General features: G+C 69.0%; 20 protein-coding genes. 7 read left to right on the forward strand and 13 right to left on the reverse strand.

Annotation, left to right across the window (positions count from 1 at the left end; all coding sequences use genetic code 11):
- Positions 1–2 precede the first annotated feature (2 nt).
- Together JOB34_RS10405 and JOB34_RS10410 are read right to left on the reverse strand one after the other, a co-directional pair.
- The gene (locus JOB34_RS10405; protein WP_208052650.1) at positions 3–1,187 is read right to left on the reverse strand and encodes an AI-2E family transporter; all 1,185 of its coding nucleotides are present in this window, start codon (positions 1,185–1,187) and stop codon (positions 3–5) included.
- A 28-nt stretch (positions 1,188–1,215) separates the two neighbouring features.
- A complete protein-coding gene (locus tag JOB34_RS10410) occupies positions 1,216–2,883 on the reverse strand; it encodes an FAD-binding dehydrogenase (protein WP_208052651.1) in 1,668 nt (555 codons plus the stop codon).
- A 100-nt stretch (positions 2,884–2,983) separates the two neighbouring features.
- On the opposite strand from JOB34_RS10410, the gene JOB34_RS10415 reads away from it, so the two are divergent.
- A complete protein-coding gene (locus tag JOB34_RS10415) occupies positions 2,984–3,802 on the forward strand; it encodes a hypothetical protein (RefSeq protein WP_208052652.1) in 819 nt (272 codons plus the stop codon).
- A gap of 27 nt (positions 3,803–3,829) precedes the next feature.
- Here JOB34_RS10415 and JOB34_RS10420 read toward each other — a convergent pair whose 3' ends face one another.
- From JOB34_RS10420 to JOB34_RS10430, 3 genes are all read right to left on the reverse strand, one after another.
- Positions 3,830–4,645 carry a hypothetical protein gene (locus tag JOB34_RS10420; RefSeq protein WP_208052653.1) on the reverse strand — a complete coding sequence of 272 codons (816 nt, stop codon included), beginning with the start codon at positions 4,643–4,645 and terminating at the stop codon, positions 3,830–3,832.
- A gap of 208 nt (positions 4,646–4,853) precedes the next feature.
- Positions 4,854–5,399, reverse strand: coding sequence for a hypothetical protein (locus tag JOB34_RS10425; protein ID WP_208052654.1), 546 nt, complete (start codon positions 5,397–5,399; stop codon positions 4,854–4,856).
- Positions 5,400–5,445: 46 nt separating this feature from the next.
- Positions 5,446–6,351 (reverse strand): alpha/beta hydrolase, encoded by a 906-nt coding sequence (locus JOB34_RS10430; RefSeq protein ID WP_208052655.1) that lies wholly within the window; start codon positions 6,349–6,351, stop codon positions 5,446–5,448.
- A gap of 28 nt (positions 6,352–6,379) precedes the next feature.
- Here JOB34_RS10430 and rraA point away from each other — a divergent pair, with 28 nt between their 5' ends.
- On the forward strand, positions 6,380–6,856 hold the full coding sequence (rraA, locus tag JOB34_RS10435; protein ID WP_208052656.1) for a ribonuclease E activity regulator RraA: 477 nt from the start codon (positions 6,380–6,382) through the stop codon (positions 6,854–6,856).
- Between the two features lie 77 nt (positions 6,857–6,933).
- Here rraA and JOB34_RS10440 read toward each other — a convergent pair whose 3' ends face one another.
- The gene (locus JOB34_RS10440) at positions 6,934–7,674 is read right to left on the reverse strand and encodes a histidine phosphatase family protein (RefSeq protein WP_347813824.1); all 741 of its coding nucleotides are present in this window, start codon (positions 7,672–7,674) and stop codon (positions 6,934–6,936) included.
- Positions 7,675–7,734: 60 nt separating this feature from the next.
- Between JOB34_RS10440 and JOB34_RS10445 the strand changes: the two genes are divergently transcribed.
- Both JOB34_RS10445 and JOB34_RS10450 read left to right on the forward strand, forming a co-directional pair.
- Positions 7,735–8,025 (forward strand): hypothetical protein, encoded by a 291-nt coding sequence (locus tag JOB34_RS10445; protein WP_208052657.1) that lies wholly within the window; start codon positions 7,735–7,737, stop codon positions 8,023–8,025.
- 41 nt (positions 8,026–8,066) lie between these two features.
- Positions 8,067–8,786 (forward strand): histidine phosphatase family protein, encoded by a 720-nt coding sequence (locus JOB34_RS10450; RefSeq protein WP_208052658.1) that lies wholly within the window; start codon positions 8,067–8,069, stop codon positions 8,784–8,786.
- Positions 8,787–8,807: 21 nt separating this feature from the next.
- On the opposite strand, the gene JOB34_RS10455 is transcribed toward JOB34_RS10450, so the two are convergent.
- Positions 8,808–10,580 carry a long-chain-acyl-CoA synthetase gene (locus JOB34_RS10455; RefSeq protein WP_208052659.1) on the reverse strand — a complete coding sequence of 591 codons (1,773 nt, stop codon included), beginning with the start codon at positions 10,578–10,580 and terminating at the stop codon, positions 8,808–8,810.
- 860 nt (positions 10,581–11,440) lie between these two features.
- Between JOB34_RS10455 and JOB34_RS10460 the strand changes: the two genes are divergently transcribed.
- Together JOB34_RS10460 and JOB34_RS10465 are read left to right on the forward strand one after the other, a co-directional pair.
- Entirely contained in the window at positions 11,441–12,352 is a 912-nt protein-coding gene (locus JOB34_RS10460; protein ID WP_243757914.1) for a sigma-70 family RNA polymerase sigma factor, read from the forward strand.
- Positions 12,353–12,984: 632 nt separating this feature from the next.
- The gene (locus JOB34_RS10465) at positions 12,985–13,521 is read left to right on the forward strand and encodes a hypothetical protein (RefSeq protein WP_208052661.1); all 537 of its coding nucleotides are present in this window, start codon (positions 12,985–12,987) and stop codon (positions 13,519–13,521) included.
- A gap of 93 nt (positions 13,522–13,614) precedes the next feature.
- Here the strand turns inward: JOB34_RS10465 and JOB34_RS10470 are convergent, their stop codons facing one another.
- The 4 genes from JOB34_RS10470 to JOB34_RS10485 form a co-directional block, all read right to left on the reverse strand.
- Positions 13,615–14,379 carry a GAF and ANTAR domain-containing protein gene (locus JOB34_RS10470; protein ID WP_208052662.1) on the reverse strand — a complete coding sequence of 255 codons (765 nt, stop codon included), beginning with the start codon at positions 14,377–14,379 and terminating at the stop codon, positions 13,615–13,617.
- Between the two features lie 51 nt (positions 14,380–14,430).
- On the reverse strand, positions 14,431–15,147 hold the full coding sequence (locus tag JOB34_RS10475) for a GAF and ANTAR domain-containing protein (RefSeq protein WP_208052663.1): 717 nt from the start codon (positions 15,145–15,147) through the stop codon (positions 14,431–14,433).
- 361 nt (positions 15,148–15,508) lie between these two features.
- Positions 15,509–17,329 carry a glutamine--fructose-6-phosphate transaminase (isomerizing) gene (gene glmS / locus JOB34_RS10480; protein WP_208052664.1) on the reverse strand — a complete coding sequence of 607 codons (1,821 nt, stop codon included), beginning with the start codon at positions 17,327–17,329 and terminating at the stop codon, positions 15,509–15,511.
- Positions 17,330–17,341: 12 nt separating this feature from the next.
- Positions 17,342–17,602 carry a hypothetical protein gene (locus JOB34_RS10485; protein WP_243757915.1) on the reverse strand — a complete coding sequence of 87 codons (261 nt, stop codon included), beginning with the start codon at positions 17,600–17,602 and terminating at the stop codon, positions 17,342–17,344.
- Positions 17,603–17,746: 144 nt separating this feature from the next.
- Between JOB34_RS10485 and ligD the strand changes: the two genes are divergently transcribed.
- Positions 17,747–18,721 (forward strand): non-homologous end-joining DNA ligase, encoded by a 975-nt coding sequence (gene ligD / locus JOB34_RS10490; RefSeq protein WP_208052665.1) that lies wholly within the window; start codon positions 17,747–17,749, stop codon positions 18,719–18,721.
- A gap of 22 nt (positions 18,722–18,743) precedes the next feature.
- On the opposite strand, the gene JOB34_RS10495 is transcribed toward ligD, so the two are convergent.
- Both JOB34_RS10495 and JOB34_RS10500 read right to left on the reverse strand, forming a co-directional pair.
- Positions 18,744–19,574, reverse strand: a complete 831-nt coding sequence (locus tag JOB34_RS10495) for a dolichyl-phosphate beta-glucosyltransferase (protein ID WP_243757916.1) — start codon at positions 19,572–19,574, stop codon at positions 18,744–18,746.
- 37 nt (positions 19,575–19,611) lie between these two features.
- Positions 19,612–21,702 carry a glycosyltransferase family 39 protein gene (locus JOB34_RS10500; RefSeq protein ID WP_208052666.1) on the reverse strand — a complete coding sequence of 697 codons (2,091 nt, stop codon included), beginning with the start codon at positions 21,700–21,702 and terminating at the stop codon, positions 19,612–19,614.
- Positions 21,703–21,848 lie beyond the last annotated feature (146 nt).

Raw genomic sequence — 21,848 nt, forward strand, 5'->3', positions numbered from 1 at the left:
GATCAGGCCCTCTGTTCGGGCTCGCGACTGTTGCGGATCGCCTTGATCCCGTTGTTCAGCACCGCCACGAGCGGCACGGCCACGAAGGCGCCGAACGCCCCGGCGAGCAGCGTGCCCGCCGTGACGGTCACCAGGATCGCGAGCGGGTGCAGGTCGACGGCCTTGCCCAGGATGATCGGGTTCACGATGTTGCCGAAGAGCTGCACGATGAGCACCAGGACCACCGCCATCACGATCGCGGTCGCCACTCCCTTGGTGACCAGGGCGATGAGGCAGACGATCACCCCCGCGACGATGACCCCGATGAGCGGCACGAGCGAGCCGAGGAAGATCAGTACGGCGAGCGGCGCCACGAGCGGCAGCCCGGCGATCCACATCGCGGGCACCATCGCCAGGGCGTTCAGGCCGCCGAGGATCACGAGGCTGCGCATGTACGCCGTGAGCGTGCTCCACGCGGCCGCGCCGGCGGTCGCGACGTGGCCGCGGCTGTGGACGGGGGCCAGCCGGACCACCCAGCGCCACATCGAGCCGTTGTCCAGCAGCATGAAGAGCGTCGCGAAGAGGCAGAGCACCGCACCGGAGAGGATGCCGAGGGCCCCACTCGCCTGCGACGCGACCCCGGAGAGGATGTTGCCCTGGTTCTGGGCCAGGGTGTCGCCGAGGTTGGTCGTGTACTTGTCCGCCTGCTTGGGCGCGACGTGCAGCGGCCCGTAGACGAGCCAGTGCCGGATGGTCACCGCGGCGTCCTGCACCTGATTGACCAGCACGTCCTTGGCGTCCGCGATCTGCGAGAGCGCGTACCAGGTCAGGAACGAGATGGCGGCGATCCCGAGCACGAAGACCAGGAACGCGGCCAGCGGTCGGGGCAGTCCGATCCTGCGCAGGACGCGCACGGCGGGCTCGAGCAGCGCGCACAGCATCACCGCGATGGCGATCGTCACGGTGACGAGGTAGACGTGCGTGAGCAGCGCGCCGATCGCGGTGATCGCGGCCAGGATCAGCAGCACGCACAGTGACCACCAGGCGGCGACCTGCACGCCGAAGGTGACGTCGTCGATGGGCCGTTTGGGGCCGTCGCCCGCACCGGACGCACCGTCGGTCAACTGCTCGTCGACTCCCCCGGGCTCGGCGGTCCGGGGCGCCTCCCCGTCACCGTGCGCCCACGGCGGGGCCCAGCGCGTCGTCATAGCGGGAGCATCCCACGCAGTGGCTCCGTCACCCGACGGCAGCCGCCGCGGCGCGCCCGGCGGCGCGGCCGGAGAAGATGCACCCGCCGAGGAAGGTGCCCTCCAGGGAGTTGTAGCCGTGCACCCCGCCGCCCCCGAAGCCGGCCGCCTCGCCCGCCGCGTACAGGCCCGGCACAGGTGCGCCGTCGTGACCCAGCGCACGTGAGGAGAGGTCGGTCTGGATGCCGCCGAGCGACTTGCGGGTGAGGATGTGCAGCTTGATGCCGATGAGCGGTCCGGCCGCCGGGTCGAGGATGCGGTGCGGAGCGGCTACTCGCGCGAGCCGATCGCCGCGGTAGCGGCGAGCGGCGTTGATGGCGGTGACCTGAGCGTCCTTGGCGTACTTGTTCGCCACCTCGCGATCTCGCGCCACCAGCTGCCGCTCGATCAGGTCGTGCTCCAGCAGCGGCTCGTCGGTGAGCTTGTTCATCCCGTCGACCAGCTCGCGCAGCCCGTCGGCCACCACGAAGTCCGGCCCCTTGTCAATGAAGGCCTGCACCGGCGGCGGTGCTGCGGAGGTGACCCGGGAAGCGAGCGCGCGCAGGTCGCGGTCGGTGATGTCGGGGTTCTGCTCGGAGCCGGACAGGCCGAACTCCTTGGCGATGATCTTCTGGGTGACGATGAACCAGGAGTGGTCGTACTCGGCGAGGTCGGGCGTCGTACGCAGGTGCCGCAAGGTGGACAGCGTGTCGAAGCCCGGCCAGCAGGGCATCGGCAGCCGCCGCCCGAGGGCGTCGAACCACATCGGCGAGGGGCCGGGCAGGACGCGGATCGCGTGCTGGGGCCACACGGGCGCATAGTTGGCGATGCCTTCGGTGTAGTGCCACATCCGGTCGCGGTTGACGGTGCGGGCGCCAGCATCCTCGGCGACCTTGATCATCGCGCCGTCGACGTACGCCGGCACGCCGGTCAGCATGTGCTTCGGCGCGGTCCCGAGCCGCTGCGGCCACCACTCCCGAACCATGTCGTGGTTGCCGCCGATGCCGCCGGTCGTGACCACGACGGCCTGCGCGGTGAGCTCGAAATCGTCGACGACCTCCCTGCTGCTGGGAGCACCGCGTGGGGCGTCGTCGGGCGCGAGCACGTCGCCGCGTACGCCGGTCACCGCCCCGCCCTGCGTGACCAGCTCGGTCACCCGGTGCCGGTGGTGGAAGGTGAGCCGCCCGGCCTCGGCGGCCTGCAGGGCCGCGTCGACGAACGGTCTCACCACGCCGGTGCCCGTGCCCCAGGTGATGTGGAAACGGGGCACCGAGTTGCCGTGCCCCTCCGCGCGCCCGTCGCCGCGCTCGGCCCAGCCGACCAGCGCCAGCCAGCCCATCCCCTTGTCCTTCAGCCAGGAGCGCTTCTCACCGGCGGCGAAGTCGACGTACGCGCGGGCCCACTTCTGCGCCCAGGAGTCCTCATCGCCCAGCCGGTCGAACGCGGCGCTGCCCTGCCAGTCCTGCCAGGCCAGGTCGGCCGAGTCGTGTACGCCCATCCGACGCTGCTCGGGAGTGTCGATCAGGAAGAGCCCTCCGAACGACCACCAGGCCTGCCCGCCCAGGTTGGCGGCGTTCTCCTGCTCCACCACGGCCACCCGCTTGCCGGCCTCGACCAGCTCACCGGCGGCCACCAGGCCCGCGAGTCCCGCACCGACGACGATGACATCAGCATCCATGCCGCAAACCTACGTCGCGCGTGTCGCCGGTTCCCCGTTTCGGGCCGCGTCCGTGCCCGAAGATGCCCGGGCGGCCGCCCGGAAGCGCCAAGATGGGTGCGTGGCCGCCCCGACACTTCCTGACGCGGTCGCCCAGCTGTACGCCGGGCCGCCGGCGGACTTCGTACGCTCCCGCGACGCGCTGGTCGCTGCAGCGAAGGAGGCGCAGGACCCCGACCTCGCCAGGCAGATCAAGGCGCTGCGCCGACCGAGCGCCGCCGCGCACCTGATCAACCGGCTGAGCGCGTCGGGCGATCTCGGCGAGCTGGCCTCCCTCGGCGAACGGCTGCGGGCCGCGCAGTCGCAACTCGACGCATCGGCGATGAAGACCCTGGGCGTCGAGCGTCACCAGCTGATCGACGACCTCACCGAGCGTGCCTGCGCCGGGGAGCCGTCGGTGACGTCGGCCGTCCGGGAGCAACTGCGCGCCACCTTCACGGCCGCGCTCGCCGATCCGCAGGCGGGCCGGGCCGTCGAGAGCGGCGCGTTCGTGACGGCCCTCAGCTACAGCGGGTTCGGAGAGGTCGACCTCTCCGACGCGCTCGCGACCCCGCTGACATTGCTGCAGGGAGGCAGGAGCGAGGACGCGCCCGACGGGGACGAGGCGGCATCGGACGATGACCGGCGCAGGACGGCCCAGCAGGACGCCGCGCGCCGGGCCGCCGCCGCCCGGTCGGCGCGTGAACAGGCCCGCCTGGAACGTGCTGAGGATGCCGTCGAGGCGGCTCAGCAGGCGGTCGACCGGGCCCAGGCCCGGCTGGACGAGGCCCGCTCCGCGGTGCGCGACGCGAAGGCCACGCTGCAGCGGGCGGAGGCCGACCGGCGTACGGCGCAGGAGCGCGTGGCGCAGGCGGAGCAGGTGGACCCTGCGCGGTCCTGACCGAGACGCCGGCCGACCGTCACGTCCTCAGCAGGTGACCGTCAGGTAGAACGGGACATCGGCGAACGACGTGCCGGACTCGGCATAGACGAACACCCCGTCGGCGTTCCCGGAGCGAGGCTGTGCCCCGACCGTGTAACCCACGTAGAAGGGCGTGACGGCGTAATCGCACCCGGAGACGTTGCGGTCGAAGTCGATCTCGTACTGCCCGGTCGCGAGGTGCTGGGTGGCAGTCACCCGGTTCGCCGCGGTGGGGTCGAGGGTGCCGTCGAAGTTGATCTTGGCGCGCAACGGCTCGACGTAGTAGCCGGTGATGTCCAGGATGACGCCGGTGTTGCTGACACTGCTCCGGATCGACGCGAAGCTGGAGTGTGCAAGTGGGATCACTCCGCCGCTCGAGGCCGCGAAGCTGGTGCCGAAGTTCATGTACGAGCTCGCGGGCGCTGACGTGCCGTACGACCACGCCTTCAGATAACCGTTGTGGGTGGCGAGCGTGGTGATCGTGGTGGCCACGGCGGTCGCGTCGGCCGGCACTCCGCACCCGGTCGATGAACCACCCTGCGAGGCGAAGCTGGTCGTACCGACCACGCGGAAGTTGCGGGTGGTGTTCGCGGCGAGCGGACCGCCGCCGTAGCGGGTGTCCGCCGCGCGACACGGTGCGATCGGCGTGAACTTCGACTCGACGGTGTTGTCCACGGGTTGCGCGACCACAGCCGGGTGCGCTCGCCCGGCCGGCTGGTGATGTGCACCGGCAGCACCGCCATCCCCGGCAGCCCACGCGACTGCGCTGGTCCCGGCGACGGACAGACCGGCGACGGCGCCGATCAACAGGAAACGGTTCATGACATGACCTCCATCAGGGGTTGGGCCGGCGGGCGGCCACCCGTGATGTTCGGGGTGGGACATGTCGGGAGGTCGGGGGTCGACGAGCGTCGGCTCCTGGTGCCGGTGCTCGACATCATGGCCCTGGTCAGACCCCGATACCAGACTTTTTCCAGGAAAACATGTTATACGCCCATCGGTCCGCGCCCTGCTGGCGCAGGGCTCGTGGTCAGCCGACGACCTTGCCCTGGCAGTAGCTGACGAGGGCCTTGCTGTCACGGTTGAGCGCGGCGCCGGAGGCGGTCTTGCCCGCGGAGCTCAGGGCGGCCAGCGTCTCCATGTCCTTGGAGACCGCGCCGATGTGCGCGGTGTAGGTCTTGTCCGCCGCGCTCTTGGTCGTCGTGCGGACCGCGGCGGCCGCGGTGCGGTAGTTCTCGGCGGCCGGCCGGATCACGCTGGACTTCTTGGTCAGCAGGGCGGCATTCCACCGGATGGTGGCGGCGGCGACTCGCGCGGTCGAGGTCACGCACGCCTTGCTGAGGGCGGTGTTGGCCGTCGAGGTGGGGCTGGGGGTAGTGGTGGAGGAGCTGCTCGGGCTCGGGCTGGCCGGGGTCGGGGACGACGACGAGGTCGAGCTCGTCGCGACCGCCGAGCTGCTCGCGGCGGTGCTGCCGCCGTCGTTGCACGCGGACAGAGCCAGCGTTCCGGCGATGGCGGCGATGGCGGCGAGGGGCAGGGCGGGCACAGCGATGGTGCGTCGCAGGGATCGGCACATGCCTCCACTGTGCACAGACGCCCCGTGCGCGGCCAAATCCGCGGCCTCAGGCCCCGACGGGCGACCCCAGCCCAGGGCGGGCGTCCAGCCAGGTCAGGATCTGGCCCGCGGTCCAGTCCGGAAAATCGAACATCGGTGTGTGCCCTATGCCTTCGCCCTCCACGTAGGTCCAGGACGGGTTGCGCTTGGCGAGGGCGCGGGCCGAGCGCACATTGATGAGCTTGTCGTGGTCGCCGTGCAGCATCAGCACGGGCTTCGCGATCCTCCCGACGACGCTGTAGTAGCGCTTGCGGTGGCCGAGCATGGCCAGCAACGACCGGCCGGCGACCTCGAAACTCGCGCCCGCCCCGCGTTGCGACATACGGCGTTCGGATAGGCGCACGTGCCGCTCGATCAGCTCCGGGTCGATGTCGTCGTACCGGGTGGTCACCATGCGGATGGTGCGCTCCACCTCGTCCCGCACGGTGCTGGCCGCGAGCCGCTTGGCGGCGATGCGGGACAGGCCGGGCAGGGTGGTCATCGCGAAGTCCCTCACGACGTCGCGGTGCGGGTATCCCCGGAAGACCAGCGGGATGGCCGGGTCGATCAGGACGGCACCCGCGACGGCGCCGGGGTCACGCGCGGTGAGCTGAGCGGCGAGCAGGCCGCCCATCGAGTTGCCCGCGACGATCGCCGGCCGACCGATCATCTTCGCCGTGAACCGTTGCAGCAGCGCCAGATTCGCTGGGACTGCGGCGTCGCGGGGATGCACCTGGGTCAGGCCGAAGCCTCCGAGGTCGAGGCTGAGCACCGTGCCCCGCGCGGCGAGCATCGGCGCCACCGCTCCCCAGTTGTCGAGGGAGCCGCCGAGACCGTGCACGAGCACGAATGCCGGCCCGTCCGCTGGCCCCTCGTGCCGTTCGTAATGCACCCGTGTGCCGTCGAGATCCACATAGTCATCGCTGCCCGTCACGTTCCCATCTAAGCGGCATACTCCCCGCATGACCGAAGTCACCTGCACCGCAGATCTTTTCGATGAGCGTGGCGCGGAGCTCGACTCGTGCGAGCTGCAGCTGCGCCAGTACGGCGGTCGGGCGGCGTTCACCGGCACCGTGGTGACGATCCGGTGCCTGGAGGACAACGCCCTGGTGAAGTCGACGCTGGCGTCGGCGGGCGAGGACAAGGTGCTGGTCGTTGACGGCGCGGGCTCGCTGCGTACCGCCCTGATGGGCGATCTCATCGCCGGATGCGCGGTCGAGAACGGCTGGGCCGGCGTGATCCTGCACGGCTGTGTGCGCGACGTGGTGGCGCTGCGGTCGCTCGATCTGGGGGTCAAGGCGATCGGCAGCAATCCGCGCAAGAGCTCCAAGACCGGTGCCGGCGAGCTCGACGTGCCGGTGTCGTTCGGCGGCATCGCGTTCCATCCCGGCGCGCAGCTGTGGAGCGACGACGACGGGATCCTCGTCACCCGGGGCTGACCGCCCCGATGCGCGCGGTTGTCAGCGGATCTGTGGCGCCGACGCCACCTACCCGCTAACAACCGATGGGAAAGTCGTCAGCCGGCGCCGGTCGGGTCGGCCTCGGCGGTGTCGGGCAGGTCGTCCACCAGGCCGCCCGCCGGGGTCTTCTGCCACGAGACGAGTCGCCAGCCGGAGCTCTGGTCGCCCTCCAGGGTGACGATGCCGGTGTTGTCCAGCGGCTCCGCCGCGAGGTCGCCGGTGCCCGTGCAACGCAGGCCCGACCAGGTGCGGATGAGCGCACCGTGGCTCACCAGGACGGCAGACTCCAGGCCACGGTCGCAGACCGAACCAACCGCCGCATCAACGCGTTCGAGCATCTGGTGACCGTCCTCACCACCGGGTGTGGACGCGTCCAGATCGCCGTCGCGCCACAGCTGCAGCGTCGTGATGTAGGCCGTGATGCTGGTCTCGTCGGTACGCCGCTCGAGGGCGCCCGCCTGCACCTCGAACACGCCGGGCAGCACCTGGACCGGGAGGCCGCGGGCTGCCGCCAGCGGCTGCGCGGTGAGCTGGGCGCGGGTGGCCTCGGAGGCGAAGACTGCCTGCACGTCCTGACCGGCCAGCGCCTCGACCAGGGCCTCCGCCTGCCGAGCGCCGAGATCGGTCAGGCCGGGTCCGGGGAGAAAGGTGTCCAGGGAACGCTCGACGTTCGCGGGGGTCTGTCCGTGCCGCACCAGCATCAACCGCATGCGCTCATCGTCGCAGGCGAGCCGGATCCGGCCGAGTGGGACCGTGAGGACCAGGTCGATCTCGTTGAGCGACAACGAAGTCGGCATCATCCCCGCGTCACCGGAACGGCACAGCAACCCCACAGACTGCGCCGCCAACCTCTGCTCATGAACTCTTCTCCCGCCGCAGGCGCCACCACCACTTCCCTCTCGTCCAACCGGCTGCGCCGCACCCTTGCCGCCGTCGCTGCCGGCGCAGGCGTCGCCGTCGTCGGTGTCTCCGCGATGCCCGGCACGGCACACGCCGCCGGGGTCGCCACCGGCTACCGCTACGTGCCCGCGTCGTCGGACCGGGCCGCCTCGTCGGTCACGCCCACCGCGCTGCCCGCGCAGAACCTCGAGAGCTCCGCCGTCCTGCGCTACACCGTGACCGCCGACGGGTCGCTGCGCCGCATCTGACCCGCGCTCAGCGGCACCCGGGTGTCTGCGGCGATGGCCGCGTGCCCGATGTCATCATCTGCCGTATGACGCGCTCGGTCTTCCTGGTCCGCCACGGGCAGGCGTCGTTCGGCAAGGCCGACTACGACCAGCTCTCCCCGATCGGGCGACAGCAGGCACGGGCGCTGGGCGAGTCCTTCGAGCGGCGGGAGTTCCGACCGGACCGGATCGTCTGCGGGTCGATGAAGCGCCACCAGCAGACCGTCGCCGAGATCATGGCCGGCGCCCAGCTGGAGGACCTCGAGGTCGACAGCGACCCGGCCTGGAACGAACTGGACCACGTCGAGGTCATCACCGGCTACAAGCCGGCCTATCGCAACATGCTGGTCCTCAAAGCCGACATGGTCCGCACCCTGCGGCCGCGCGCCGCGTTCGAGGACATGTTCGTCAACGCGATCCTGCGCTGGGCGGGAGGGGAGCACGACGGGGACTACCGCGAGACCTTCGCGGCGTTCACCGACCGGGTCGCGGGCGCGCTCGACGGGCTGGCGGCATCCGTGGAGGAGGGTGAGCGCGTGCTCGTCGTGTCCTCGATCGGCGTGATCGCCTGGGTGGTCACACGACTGCTCGGCGGCCAGACGGACCCGACCTGGCGCGAACTGTCGATGGCCGGCTACAACACCGGTGTGACCCGCCTGCAGATCGACAGGTCGGGCCCGCACCTGCTGACCTTCAACGAGATCAGCCACCTCGAGATCGCCCGGCTGCTCACCCACCGTTGACGACGCGTCGAGCGCACGCGATCAGCGCAGCTTGGGCGCCTTGCCTGCCGCGACCTCGTCGGAGTACCCGTCGTAGAGCGGCACGTACTCCGCCTTGCCGAGCACGTAGACCTCGTCCTCGCCGGCGTCCTGGAATCCCTGGTCGCGCAGCTCGACCTTGCGGCTCTTGAAGGTGCTCGTGTGCTCCAGCGACGCAACCAACCGGATGAAGAGCGGCACGGCGTACGGCGGGAGGCTGTCGATCAGGTGGTCGGCCATCGCCCGCCCGTCGAAGCTCGCGCCCTCGACGAGCTGCACGGCGGCCATACCGGCCTTGCCGTCGGTGCCCGGCACCTCGACGCCGTAGACCGAGCAGTCCTCGACGTCGTGCGCATGCCCGAGCGCCGCCTCGACCTGGGTGGTAGCCACGTTCTCACCCTTCCAACGGAAGGTGTCGCCGACCCGGTCGACGAAGGCCACGTGCTGCATGCCCTGCTTGCGCACCAGGTCGCCGGTGTTGAACCAGCAGTCACCACTCTTGAACCCGTTGCGCACCAGCTTGCGCTCGGACGCGTCGTCGTCGGTGTAGCCGTCGAACGGCTGCCGGTCGGTCACCTTCGCCAGGAGCAGCCCGACCTCGCCGACCCGCACCGTCTCCAGGCGGCCGCGCGCGTTGCGACGCGGCTCGCCGGTCTCGTTGTCGTAGGCCACCACCTTGTGCGGCAGCGGGCACATGCCGGCCGTCTCGTCGACGTCGAGCGCGTTGATGAAGGCGATGTTGCACTCGCTGGCGCCGTAGAACTCGGCGATGCGCTTGATCGCGAAGCGCTCCTGGAACTCCTTCCAGATGTCAGCGCGCAGACCGTTCCCGACGATGACGCGGATCTTGTGCCGGGTGTCGTCCGGGGACGGCTTCTGGGCGAGCAGGTATCGGCACAGCTCGCCGATGTAGACGAACGACGTTGCGTCATAATGGCGTACGTCGTCCCAGAACCTGCTGGCCGAGAACTTCGGCGCGACCGCCATGGCCGCACCACCGTGCAGGACGGCGCCGAGCGCGACCGTCACGGAGTTGTTGTGGTAGAGCGGCAGGGAGCAGTAGAGCGTGTCCTCGCCGTTCAGCCGGACGCCGAGCGCGCCCAGGCCGCCGTACGACTTCAGCCAGCGGAAGTGGCTCATCACCGACGCCTTCGGCATGCCGGTGGTGCCCGAGGTGAAGATGAAGTACGCGCGTTCGTTGGCGACGATCTGGGCGGTGACCTTGGGGTCGTCGCTGGAGGCGCCGGCCGACATCTGCTTCAACTCCGACATCGTCATCACGTGCTGGGAGTCGACGATGTCCCCGGCGGTCGCGAGGTCGTCGCGCAGGTCGTCGCCGATGACGACCACGCGAGCCCCGAGGATGCCGATGCTGTGCGCGAGCACCTCGCCGCGCTGGTTGTAGTTGAGCAGTCCCGCCACCGCGCCGAGCTTCACGACCGCCAGCATCACCAGCAGGTTCTCGATGTCGTTGGCGGCCATCAGGCCGACCACGTCGCCGCGCTGCACGCCCTCGCCGATCAGGGTGTACGCGTACCGGTTGATCTGCGCATTCGCCTCGCCGTAGGTCACGACGCGGTCGCCGCCCTTGAGGAACGGGCGGTCCGGGTGTGCCGCCGCCTCATCCTGGAAGACCGAGCCGATGGACATCACGGCGGTCGGCTTGAGGGTCAGGCCCGGCCCCTTGGTGATGGTGTGGCGCAGCTCGGGGAGCGCGCGCAGGCTGCCCTTGGCGAAGTCGAGGAGGGTGACACGCTGACGAGTGGTGGTGCTCATGGAGTTCCTTCGCGAGACGCGGGGCAGGGTGCATGTTACGGATCAGTAACCTAGCCGATGTTAGCTGGATCACTCTGTCATGGCGACCTGTCCCGAACCCCGCAGCCGCGGTCAGCGCTCGCCCGGCCCACACTTCCGACCCGCCGACTTCCCATGTCGCGCCCAGAAGACCGAGGCTCTGGGTGACGTCCGGTGCACCCGACGAGGCAGCCGCCGTGAACGAGGGCACGGGCGTCCGGGTCTTCCATGCGGTGACCCTCATCCCCGGGGTCACCCCACGCTCCAGGCCGGTTCCGAGGTATGGCGGATCGCAGAACACCGGGTAAGGGCAGGGACTACGTGTCGCCACCTCGCACGGGGCGGCGTATCGCCCCAGACCATGGCGGCCCTCTCAGCTGCCCCCGCTGACGCGGTCGGTGAAGACCTCGGCGAGATCACCGATCGCGGCGAGCTGACGGTCGATGTTTGGTCGACCGTCAGCTCATCCGCACGCACCCGACAATCTGTCCCGGCATGTCTAGACCCCAGGACGGAAGTGTGCATCGAGGCCGGAAGGGGCTTGAGAGTCACGGAATTTCGCCACCAGCCGAAGTACGGCCCCCTGCAAGTTCTCCTGCCGGCCCGGTGAGGGCACGGGTAGAACGAGGTTGACGGGGGCCTTACCCGACCTATGCTGGTGCGGTCGTGTCGTGATCAGACGCGCGACTCTTCATTGCCCTGGCCCCGGCAACGCTTCACATGGCAGCAAGCGATGGGCCGGGCTTCTCAGGTAGCAGATCGTGCGGACGCAAGTTCCGCAGGTCGCCCGTCCGTCTCCCTTGCAAATGACGTTGACAGTCCTGAAGAAATGACGAGTTCTCATGGTTGTTTGCTCATGCGTTCGGCACGGTACGGCGGGTCGAGTAGACCTCACGGACACGACCGATGTCCTGAGTGGGTCTGCGGTGAGGTGCCCATCATTGGATAGGGCCCGGGATGGTGATGAGTCCTGGGCGTACGAGGGCACGACCACCGAGGAACTCCTGACCCAGGCACGCCGGGCACCCGAGGAGTCGGTCGCAAAAGCCCTACGGGCCATAGCCGTCGAAAGGAACGCAGGGCTCACTCGTTCGATCGCTCGGCGTTACGCCGGCCGGGGAGTCGAGACTGAGGATTTGGTGCAGGTGGCGGCCTTGGCTTTGGTGCTTGCGGCCAGCAGGTTCGACCCACAGCGTGGGAGCGCTTTCTCGGCGTACGCCCGAATCACGATCGCGGGAGAGCTCAAGCGTCACCTGCGTGATCACGCGTGGGCTGTGCGCCCACCGCGGGCGCTGCACGACGCCCACTTCGAGATAGCGCAGGCAGCCCAGGACCTGACGCAGTCGTTGGGCGCTATGCCCACCCGCTGCGACATTGCCGTCGCGTTGCACACCACCGTCGACCAGGTGCGTAAAGCACAAGAGGTTGCGTCGTCTTTCAGTGCGGCGTCGTTGGATGTCTTGCTGGTCGAGCGCCCGGACAGGTCACCGGGGGGTGAGTTGAACGTCGGCTCAGTCGGCAGCGTGGACGCGCTGGTGACCCGCATGGCCTTACAAGAAGGTGTGCGGTCGCTGGACCCACGGGATCAGCTCATCCTGCGGCTGCGGTTCGAAGAGGATCTGACTCAGATCCAGATCGGGCGACGGGTGGGCCTTAGCCAGATGCAGGTATCGCGCCGGCTCGCCGCGATCGTCAAACTCCTGCGGACCAGCCTGACGGGCGCCGACGGTCACCAGCTGTCGGCAGCTGGATAACGACCGTTTGACGCCCCTTGAGGGTTGGTAGAAGATTCTCTACACCGAGTCGTCGCACGTGCGCAGATGACCTTGCGCCGGTCGACACACCGAACGGCCCCAGACCCCGGCTGCCTTGAACAGCTATGCCGAGGACGGCCGTCATGAGTCACGATCAGTTAAGTGCCCCGCCCCTCACCACCGGCCGCGCGACGTCGCAGGCAATGGCCGATGACTGCATCGCGCGGCTTTCCCCATCCACCAAGGCCGGGTTCGGGCCGCTCTGAGTGGAGCCGACCTGCAGCACCTGGACGTCGCCGACGTGTCCGATCTGTGCGATCGGGTGGCTGGTCTGATCACCTTCACCGAATACCAGGGCAGAGCCCGCGCACGCCGGCGCCGCACCTCAGCCCGCTGAGCCCCGCCGTTCACCCGTCGCGAGTCTGGCGACCTGGCCATGGACGACTCATTGAGCGGCCGTTGTGCCTGGTGGCACAGCTGATGCCGAGTACGACGAAACCGCAACACCATGAACGGTTAGGCCTCGTTGTTCGCTACGGGGCGCCGGACGCCGCCGTGTAAGGACGACACCTGTGGCTGCGGGTCATCCCTACTTCTCTTCTTCATTCGCTCACTACAGAAAGCTGGACCGCATGCCTGCCTCCACCAACCTCATCTCCAGAGCCGCGCACGATCTGTCCCTTGCCACGTGGTTCGGCGGTTCCTTGATGGGGGCTGTCGGTCTGAACGGTGCGACCGCCAAAGCTAAGGACCCCTCCGAACGGCTGCGGCTGTCCACCCTGGGATGGGCGCGCTGGACCCCGGTGCAGATCGCCGCAGCTGCAGTGCACACCGTCGGCGGCATTGGCCTGATCGTCGGTAACCGTTCTCGTGTGGCCAGGGACCCCGGCTCGCAGGCCAACACGATCGCCAAGACTGTGATCACCCTGGCCGCGATGGGCGCTACCGGGTACTCCGGCTACCTCGGAACCAAGATCGGCAAGCACGCCGACGAGGGCGGCGCTGGGGCGACCGAACCGTCGGTATCCGCGTCCACGGAGCTGGCCTCGGCGCAGAAGCAACTTGCGGTCGTTCAGTGGGTCATCCCGGCGTTGACCGGTGTTCTCGTCGTCCTCGGGGCCCAGCAAGGTGAGCAGCAGCGCGGTCTGCGCGGCCTGCTCGACATCTGAGCATCCGCCACCTCGACAACTGGCCGCGCTCCCCCGGGGCGCGGCCGGTTGACGTTCGTTGACCTAGATGGCGGTGGGGGTTACCGCGAGTGGTCATGATGTGGGTTCTGATCCCGTCCTGGTCGCAGACGAGGATGATGCGGCTCGTAATTGGGCCGGGTCCAAGGTGCCATCGATGACCTGGCGGGCTATCTGCGCCAGGGGCTGGCCGGTGCGGCGCGCGTAGCTGCGCATCGCGGTGAACGCATCGGAGACAGACACGCCGAGTTGTGCGGCGATCATGCCCTTGGCCTGCTCGATCACGATGCGAGTGTTGAGAGCTCCCTGCAGTTGTTCGCCCAACAGCTGGCGCTCTTGAATGGCGCGTTCTTGCAAAAGTCCGATGGTGGCGATGTCGGCCAACCCCTGAGCCAGGGCCAGGTCGCGGTCCGACAGGTGCCCAGGTCGGGTCAGGAACAGGTTGAGCCCACCAATCGTCTGATCACGCAAGCGCATGGGAAGGGCGTGCACGGACCTGAAAGTGCCGGCCTGCACCTGGGCGGCGAACGCGGGCCAGCGCTGGCCGACCTCGGCGTGGTCGATGTTGGTCACGGGCAGTCCGGTGCGGTACACGTCCACGCAGGGTCCCTCGTTGTGTTGTAGCTCGAAAAGCTCCAGGTCGCGCATCTCAACAGACGAAGAGGCCAGCAGCTGCAGGTTCCCGCGCTGATCAGCCAGCATCAACCCGGCCGCGTCGGCCTCGAGCAGGTCCACGGCAGTGCCGGTCAGGGTGTGCGCAAAGTCGATCAGGTCGAACTCGGACACCAGGGTGTCGGCCAGCTCGACAAAGGCATCCAAGAGACGCTGCTGGGTGACCATGCTGATCCAACTTTCATACAGGACGGACTGACGGCAAGCGGCGACGACGCATCAATCATCGTCTTGATCGACAGGATGAAACCGGATGGTGGAAGCAAGGACATCGCAGGCCACCGCCGTGATGCTGCGATCGGTGCGGTAGGCCCGGGCGCGCAGCAACATCAAAGCTGCGGCCATGCTGACCTCGGCCTGCACGGCAATCATCCCGGTCGCCTGGTGCACCTGGGCTCGACCCAGCCCCGCTACCACCAAATCGGGGTGCAGCACGTCGCCGGCAGGCATCTGTGCCTGCAAGTCCAGCAAGATCTGGGTGGCGACGTCGGAGAACACCAGCGCCTGCGACACGCACTCGGGGGTCAATACCCCAGGGGCGTCGCGGTAGAGCGACAGCACTCCCAACCGAATCACGCCAATGTGCAGCGGGAATGCGAACACCGCCTCGATACCCGCGGCCAATGCCGCCGGGACGAACCCGGTCCACCGGTCGGGTCCGGCCCGGCGCAGCTGTGGCTGTAAAACGGGCTTGCCCAGGGCTGAGGCGTCCACGCACGGACCTTCACCCAGGGTGAACTGCAACTCCATCAGCGTTGTCGCCACCTCGTCGGTCGCGGCCACCACTTCCTCTGGCCCATGGGCACTCATGAGGGACATTCCCACCCCGGTCACCGGCACCGACGCGGCGCACGCCGCGCATAGTGCCTGCGGCAACGTGGCAACTCCCCGGTCGGTGCTGGCCAGGTCACGCAAGATCTGCTGAATCGTGTCCATCGCCACCTCCCCACCCAGCTTGTTGTCTGAACAACCGACTCCGGGTCTAGGGCCGTCGCGATGTAGACCACAACGATAGACCCGACTCGATGCAGGAGTCTGTGACTGCCATCCGCACCTTCTGACCTCGTACTCGGGCCGCGTCTCCAGAGTCGTCCTGGGGTGTACCCGGAGACGATCACTCCACGAAATGATGCAGCGTGCCGACTGGATGCGCAGCCTTGACAATGTATCTATCGCTGTCTAGCAAATAATTTATAACTTGGACATGACGAGTTGAAGTTTGGTCACCCCTGCTGCCGTTCGGTGCCAATGTTGAAGGAGTGATCCAGGTAGTCCTCGCCGCGAATCGTGAGGCAGGTCACTCCACGGTGACGGACTTGGCCAGGTTGCGGGGGCGGTCGATGTCTCGGCCCAGCGCCGCGGCAGCGTGATAAGCCAGCAGCTGCAACGGGATCGTCAGCACGATCGGGTCCAGCTCGACCTCGCCGTGCGGTACGACGATCCGCTCGGCCGCGAGGTCGCCGAACTCCACGCCGGGGTGGGTGACGGCGATGACCGGACCGCTGCGGGCAGCGATCTCGTGCAGGGCGCCCAGGTTGCGCTCGACCAGTTCGTCGTCGGGCACGATCGCCACCGTCGGCATCTGCGGTGAGATCAGCGCGAGCGGCCCGTGCTTCAGTTCGCTCGCCTGGTAGGCCTCCGCGTGCTGGTAGCTGATCTCCTTCAGCTTCTGCGCGCCCTCGCGCGCGACGGCGTACCCGCGCACTCGGCCGATGAAGAACGACGACGGAGACTGCGCCAATCCCTTGGCGACGACGGCGATCTGGTCCTCGCTGTCCAACACCTGCTGCACCTGACCGGGCAGCGCCCGCAGCCCGGCGACGATCCGCGCACCGTCGGCGTAGGACAGGTCGTGCACCCTGCCGAGCAGCAGCGCCAGGAGCGCGAACCCCACTCCCATGTGGGTGAGGACCTTGGTGGATGCAACGCTCACCTCGGGTCCGGCGTGCAGGTAGATGCCGCCGTCGCACTCGCGGGCGATCGACGAGCCGACCACGTTGATCAGCCCCACGACGCAGCCGCCCTTGCGCTGGATCTCGCGGACGGCGAAGAGGGTGTCGGCGGTCTCGCCGGACTGACTCACCGCGACGTAGAGGGTGTCCGGCTCGACGATCGGGTTGCGGTAGCGGAACTCCGAGGCCGCCTCGGCGTCCGCCGGGATGCGCGCCAGGTCCTCGATCATCGACGCGCCGAGCTGTCCGATGTAGAAGGAGCTTCCGCAGCCGATCGCCTTGACCCGCTTGAAACCGCGCAGTTCCCGGGCGTCGATCCCCAGGCCGTCGAGTCGTGCGGTCGCGAACCGGTCGTCCAGCCGGCCGGACAGCATCCGCTCGAGCGAGGTCGGCTGCTCGTGGATCTCCTTGTGCAGGAACGTGTCGTGGCCCTCCAGTTGCAGCTCGTCCGCCCGCAGGGTCAGCTCCTCGGGCTGCTTGGAGGTGCGAGCGCGGTCGGCGGTGAAGGTCTCGTACCCGCCGGCCGTGACGATGGCCAGCTCGCCGTCGTCCAGGTGGACGACCTGCGAGGTGTGCCGGACGAGCGCCGACGCGTCCGAGCCGACGAACATCTCCCGGTCACCGATGCCGATGATCAGGGGCGAACCCTGGCGGGCGACCACGATCCGGTCGGGCAGCTGAGCGTCCAGGACTGCGACGGCGTAGGTCCCGGTGATCCGCTGCAACGCCTCGATGACCCGGTCCTCCAGGCCGGGTGCCTCGGAGCGGCCGATGAGGTGCGCGAGCACTTCGGTGTCGGTGTCGGAGGTGAACTGCACTCCGTCCGCTTCGAGCTCACTGCGCAGGGCGGTCGCGTTGTCGATGATCCCGTTGTGCACGAGCATGATCCGCCCGTCCGCGCTGCGGTGCGGGTGCGCGTTCGCCTCGGTCGCCGGACCGTGGGTGGCCCACCGGGTGTGACCGATCCCGACCTTGCCGGACAGCCGCTTGGGCAGCGCGGCCTGCAGATCGCGCACCCGACCCACCGCGTGGGCGACCTTCGGCCCCGACCCGGTCAGCAGCGCGATGCCGGCTGAGTCGTAGCCGCGGTACTCCAGCCGCGTCAGGCCCTCCAGCAGGATGGGCGCCGCCTGCTCCGATCCGACGTATCCGACGATTCCGCACATGTTGCTCAGGTCCTATCCGTAGATCATCCGGCGCAGCTGCCGGGCTGAGAGCGAGGGTGGCGCGACGTTGCGATCGGCCAGTTCGGCGGCGATGAGATCGAAGATCTCCTCGTTGCGCCGGCCGTACGTCTGGTGGTGCGCGTGCCGCCGTCGCACGAAGTCCTCCACCGGCTCGGCGTACCAGGCGATGACGTCGTCGACGACCCGAGCCGCCTCCGACGGCGAGAGCCCGGTCGTCTCGACGACGCGGCGTACGAGCTCGGTATCGGGCACGTCGAGCATCATGGACCACAGTCCCCTCGAAATGCACGTTCCTGCCCGCGATCGGGCAGATCCGAGGCATTTGTGGTGGTCGAACTCGGTGCCACGGCCCGTCCGCGCAGTCAGCGGGGCGAGGGAGGGCTAGGTTCGGCAGGTATGGCGAGCAAGGGCAGTCCCGCGGTCGAACTCGAGGTGGGCGACAAGACCGTCCGCATCTCCAACCCCGACCGGGTCTACTTCCCGGCGCGCGGTGAGACCAAGCTCGACCTGGCCAACTACTACCTGTCGGTCGGCGACGGCATCGTGCGCGCGCTGCGCGAGCGGCCGTGCATGCTGCACCGGTTCCCGACCGGCGTCGAGGGCGAGAAGGTGCACCAGAAGCGGGTGCCGCGTGGCGCGCCGGACTGGTTGGAGACCGTACGGATCCACTTCCCCCGCTGGAACCGCACAGCCGATGAGTTGTGCGTCACCGAGCTCGCCAGCGTCCTGTGGGCGGTGCAGATGTCGACGGTCGAGTTCCACCCCTGGAACTCCCGTCGCGCCGACACCGAGCGCCCCGACGAGTGGCGCATCGACCTCGACCCGATGCCGCAGGCGTCGTTCGCCGCGATCCGACGCACCGCGCACACGGCGCACGAGGTGTTGGACGAGCTCGGCATCCGCGGCTTCCCCAAGACCTCCGGTGGCGACGGGCTGCACGTCTACGTGCGGATCGAGCCACGGTGGGAGTTCGGGGAGGTACGCCGTGCGGCGTTCGCCTTCGCGCGCGAGATCGAGCGGCGGATGCCGCGGGAGGTCACCACCACCTGGTGGCGCAGGGACCGCGACCCGGAAGCCGTCTTCGTGGATTACAACCAGAACGCCCGCGACCACACGATCGCCAGTGCGTACTCGGTGCGCGGCAATCCCGAGGCCACCGTCTCGGCGCCGATCGAATGGGGCGAGATCGACGACGTCGAGCCGGGTGACATGACCATCGCGACGGTGCCGGAGCGCTTCGCGCGCCTCGGTGACCTACACGCGCAGATCGACGACACGGCGTACAGCCTGGACACCCTGCTCGAGTGGGCCGACCGCGACGAGCAGGCTCCCCCGGAGAGCTCCGAAGGCACCGACGGCGACGCCGACTGATCAGCCGGCCTGCGGCAGCGGCTCATCCAGCCCTGGCAGGCTCACCCGTCCTCGCCCCATTCGAGCCTTGATCCCCGCCAGGCCGGTGTCGTCCGCGGCACGTCCGCGGCGCATCCTGCGTACGCCGCAGGTCGTCGATCGCCGTGCTGACCACGTCGACGCGGCTGTCCGGGTCGTCGTACCAGTCGACCGGCACTTCGTGGATCCGCAACCCGGCGCGCTCGGCGAGCACGAGCAGCTCGGTGTCGAAGAACCAGCTGTCGTCCTGCACCAGCGGCAGCAGCTCGCGCGCGACGTCGGCTCGAATCGCCTTGAACCCGCACTGCGCGTCAGTGAAGCCGGCGTGCAGCGACACGCGCAGGAGCCGGTTGTAGCCGCGCGAGATGACGTCTCGCTTGAAGCCGCGGACGACGTGCGCGCCGTGCGCGAGCCGGCTGCCGATGGCGAGGTCGGAGTGGCCCGACATCAGCGACGCCACCAACGGCGCCAGCGCGTCGAGATCCGTGGACAGGTCGACGTCCATGTATGCCAGCACGAGCGCGTCCGACATCGACCAACTCGCCCGCAGCGCCCGGCCGCGACCCTTCTGGTCCAGGTGGAGAGCCCGGACCCCCACGAGCTCCTGCTCCAGCCTCCGCCCCACTGCCATGGTCGCGTCGGTGGACGCGTTGTCGGCGACGGTGATCCGGAACGCGTAGGGGAAGTGCTCCTGCAGGTACCCGTGCACCGTCTCGACGCAGGCGGCGAGCGACTCCTGCTCGTTGTGGACCGGGATGACCACGTCGAGCACGGTCGTCGGCAGTCCCGCCGAATTACGTTGCCGGGTGCTGTGTTCGGAGATGAAGGTCGTCATGGCCGTGTCCGCCTCGTCCCTGTCGTCCTTGTACATCTCAATTCGAACTCGTGGGCTGAGTCAGGTCGTAGAACGTCGTGCTGCCGATCGTGACCTTCGTGTAGTGGGCCTCGACCCAGGAGGTGATCGAGCTTCCCGAACCGGACCCGCCGCCCATCCCGCCGCCACTGCTAGCGAGGAAGTAGTGGATCCGCCCGGCCTTCACATAGGCCTGGAACTGAGCCAGGGTCGGCGACGGGTCGCTGCCGTTGAAGCCGCCGATCGGCATCACCGGCTCCCCGCTGCCCAACTGCAGGCCCGCTGCGTTCTGGCTGCCGATCGCCGCCGCCGCCCAGGTGTACTTCGAGGCGTTCGACTGCAGCGCGGCGACGACCTCGGTGCTCGGCGTCGAGGCGTCGAGCAGACCGCCCATCCCGCCGCCGGTCCGGGCGCCTGCGGTGGTGCCGCCGGGCGCACCGCCCGGCGTCGCCCCGCCCGTCGTACCTCCGGGTGCGCGACCCGCGAAACCACCCGTGGTCCCGCCGGCGCGCGCCGCTGCGCGTGCGCCACCCGCGAAGCCACCGCCCATGCCGCCCATCCTCGACCCGCTGGGGCCTGCGACCACGATCGAACCGCTGTGCCCGACCGCCAGGGTGGACACGGTGTACGCCGTGGGACCGGCCAGACCCGCCGCGACCGCCGCCGCGATCACGAACGGCACGAACGTCGCGTGCATCCATCGAATCGCGAGCAGCAGCAACGCCGCTGCCATGCCGGCCGCCAGGATCGAGACGCGCAGCCAGTCGCCGTACGCCGTGACGCGGGTGAGCAGGACGAACGACCAGATCGCGGCGGCGGCGGTCGCGGCCGCCAGGGTGACGGTGCCGAGCACGGTGTGCCGCCGCTCCCACATCTCGATCGCGCCCGCGCCGACGAGGGTGGCGACGGCCGGTGCGAGCGCGACCGTGTAGTACTGGTGGAAGATCCCGGCCATGAAGGAGAAGGTCAGTCCGGTGACGATCAGCCAACCGCCCCAGACCAGATAGAACGCGCGGCGCAGGTCGGTGCGCGGCCGCCGACCACGCACGACGAGGCCGACACCGAGCAGGATCAGTGCGGTCGGGATCAACCACGAGATCTGGGCGCCGACCTCACTGCCGAACATCCGGGTGATCCCGGTGGTGCCCCACTGCCCGCCGGCGTTGCCGCCGCCTCCACCTCCGCCGACCGATCCGGTCTCGTTGCCGGACAACCGACCGAAGCCGTTGTAGCCGAAGGTGAGGTTCCAGAACGAGTTGTCCTGGCTGCCCCCGATGTAGGGCCGCATGCTCGCCGGGGTGAGGGAGACAATCGACACCCACCATCCCGCGGAGACCACCATCGCGGCGAGACCCGCTACGGCGCCGACGATCCGGCGGCGCAGCGTGGTGTTCGCGGCGACGAGGTACGCGATCCCGAAGAACGGCACGACCAGGAAGACCTGGAAGGTCTTGGTCAGGAAACCGAAGCCGATGAAGACACCGACCGCGATCATCCACTTGGCCGAACCCCTCTCGATGGCGCGCAGCGTCGCCCAGCCGCCGAGGGCCATCAGCAGGGTGAGCAATGCATCAGGGTTGTTGAAGCGGAACATCAGCACCGCGATCGGGGTGAGAGCGAGCACTGCGCCGGCGAGCAGCCCGCCCACAGCGCTGAAGTAGCGCTTCACCGTCGCGTACACGGCCGCGACCGCCCCGACCCCCATGAGCACCTGGGGCATCAGGATGGCGAACGAGTTGAGCCCGAAGACGCGCACCGACAGCGCCATCACCCAGAGCGCGGCCGGCGGCTTGTCGACCGTGATCGAGTTCGCGGCATCGGAACTGCCGAAGAGGAACGCCTCCCAGTTGACCGAACCCGCCTGCGCCGCAGCCGAATAGAACGAGTTGGCCCATCCGCTCGCGGTCAGGTTGTAGAAGTACGCGGCCGCCGTGACAACGAGCAGGCCGAAGAGTGCCGGCCGCGCCCACGTGGGGTCGCCGTCCGGGCCGCGCCACACCCGCCCGAAGCGGTCAGCGGCGAATGACGAGCGTGACGCACCGACACCGGACCGGCCGGTCGGTGCGTTCGCCGTGTGGGAGGAGCGCAGGTGCGCTGTCACGGAGTTCATGCGTGGAACCGTGACGGCACGCTCTGTGTGGTTGCTGTGCCGTGACCCTTACCTCCCGATGTGAGCCACGTGACCGCTGACGCGCGGCGGGAGTGCACCGCACCACCCTGCGCCCTACGTGTACGAATACCGCTGCCGACAGGACG

The organism is Allobranchiibius sp. GilTou38, from assembly GCF_017565325.1.
Classification (GTDB): Bacteria; Actinomycetota; Actinomycetes; order Actinomycetales; family Dermatophilaceae; genus Allobranchiibius; species Allobranchiibius huperziae.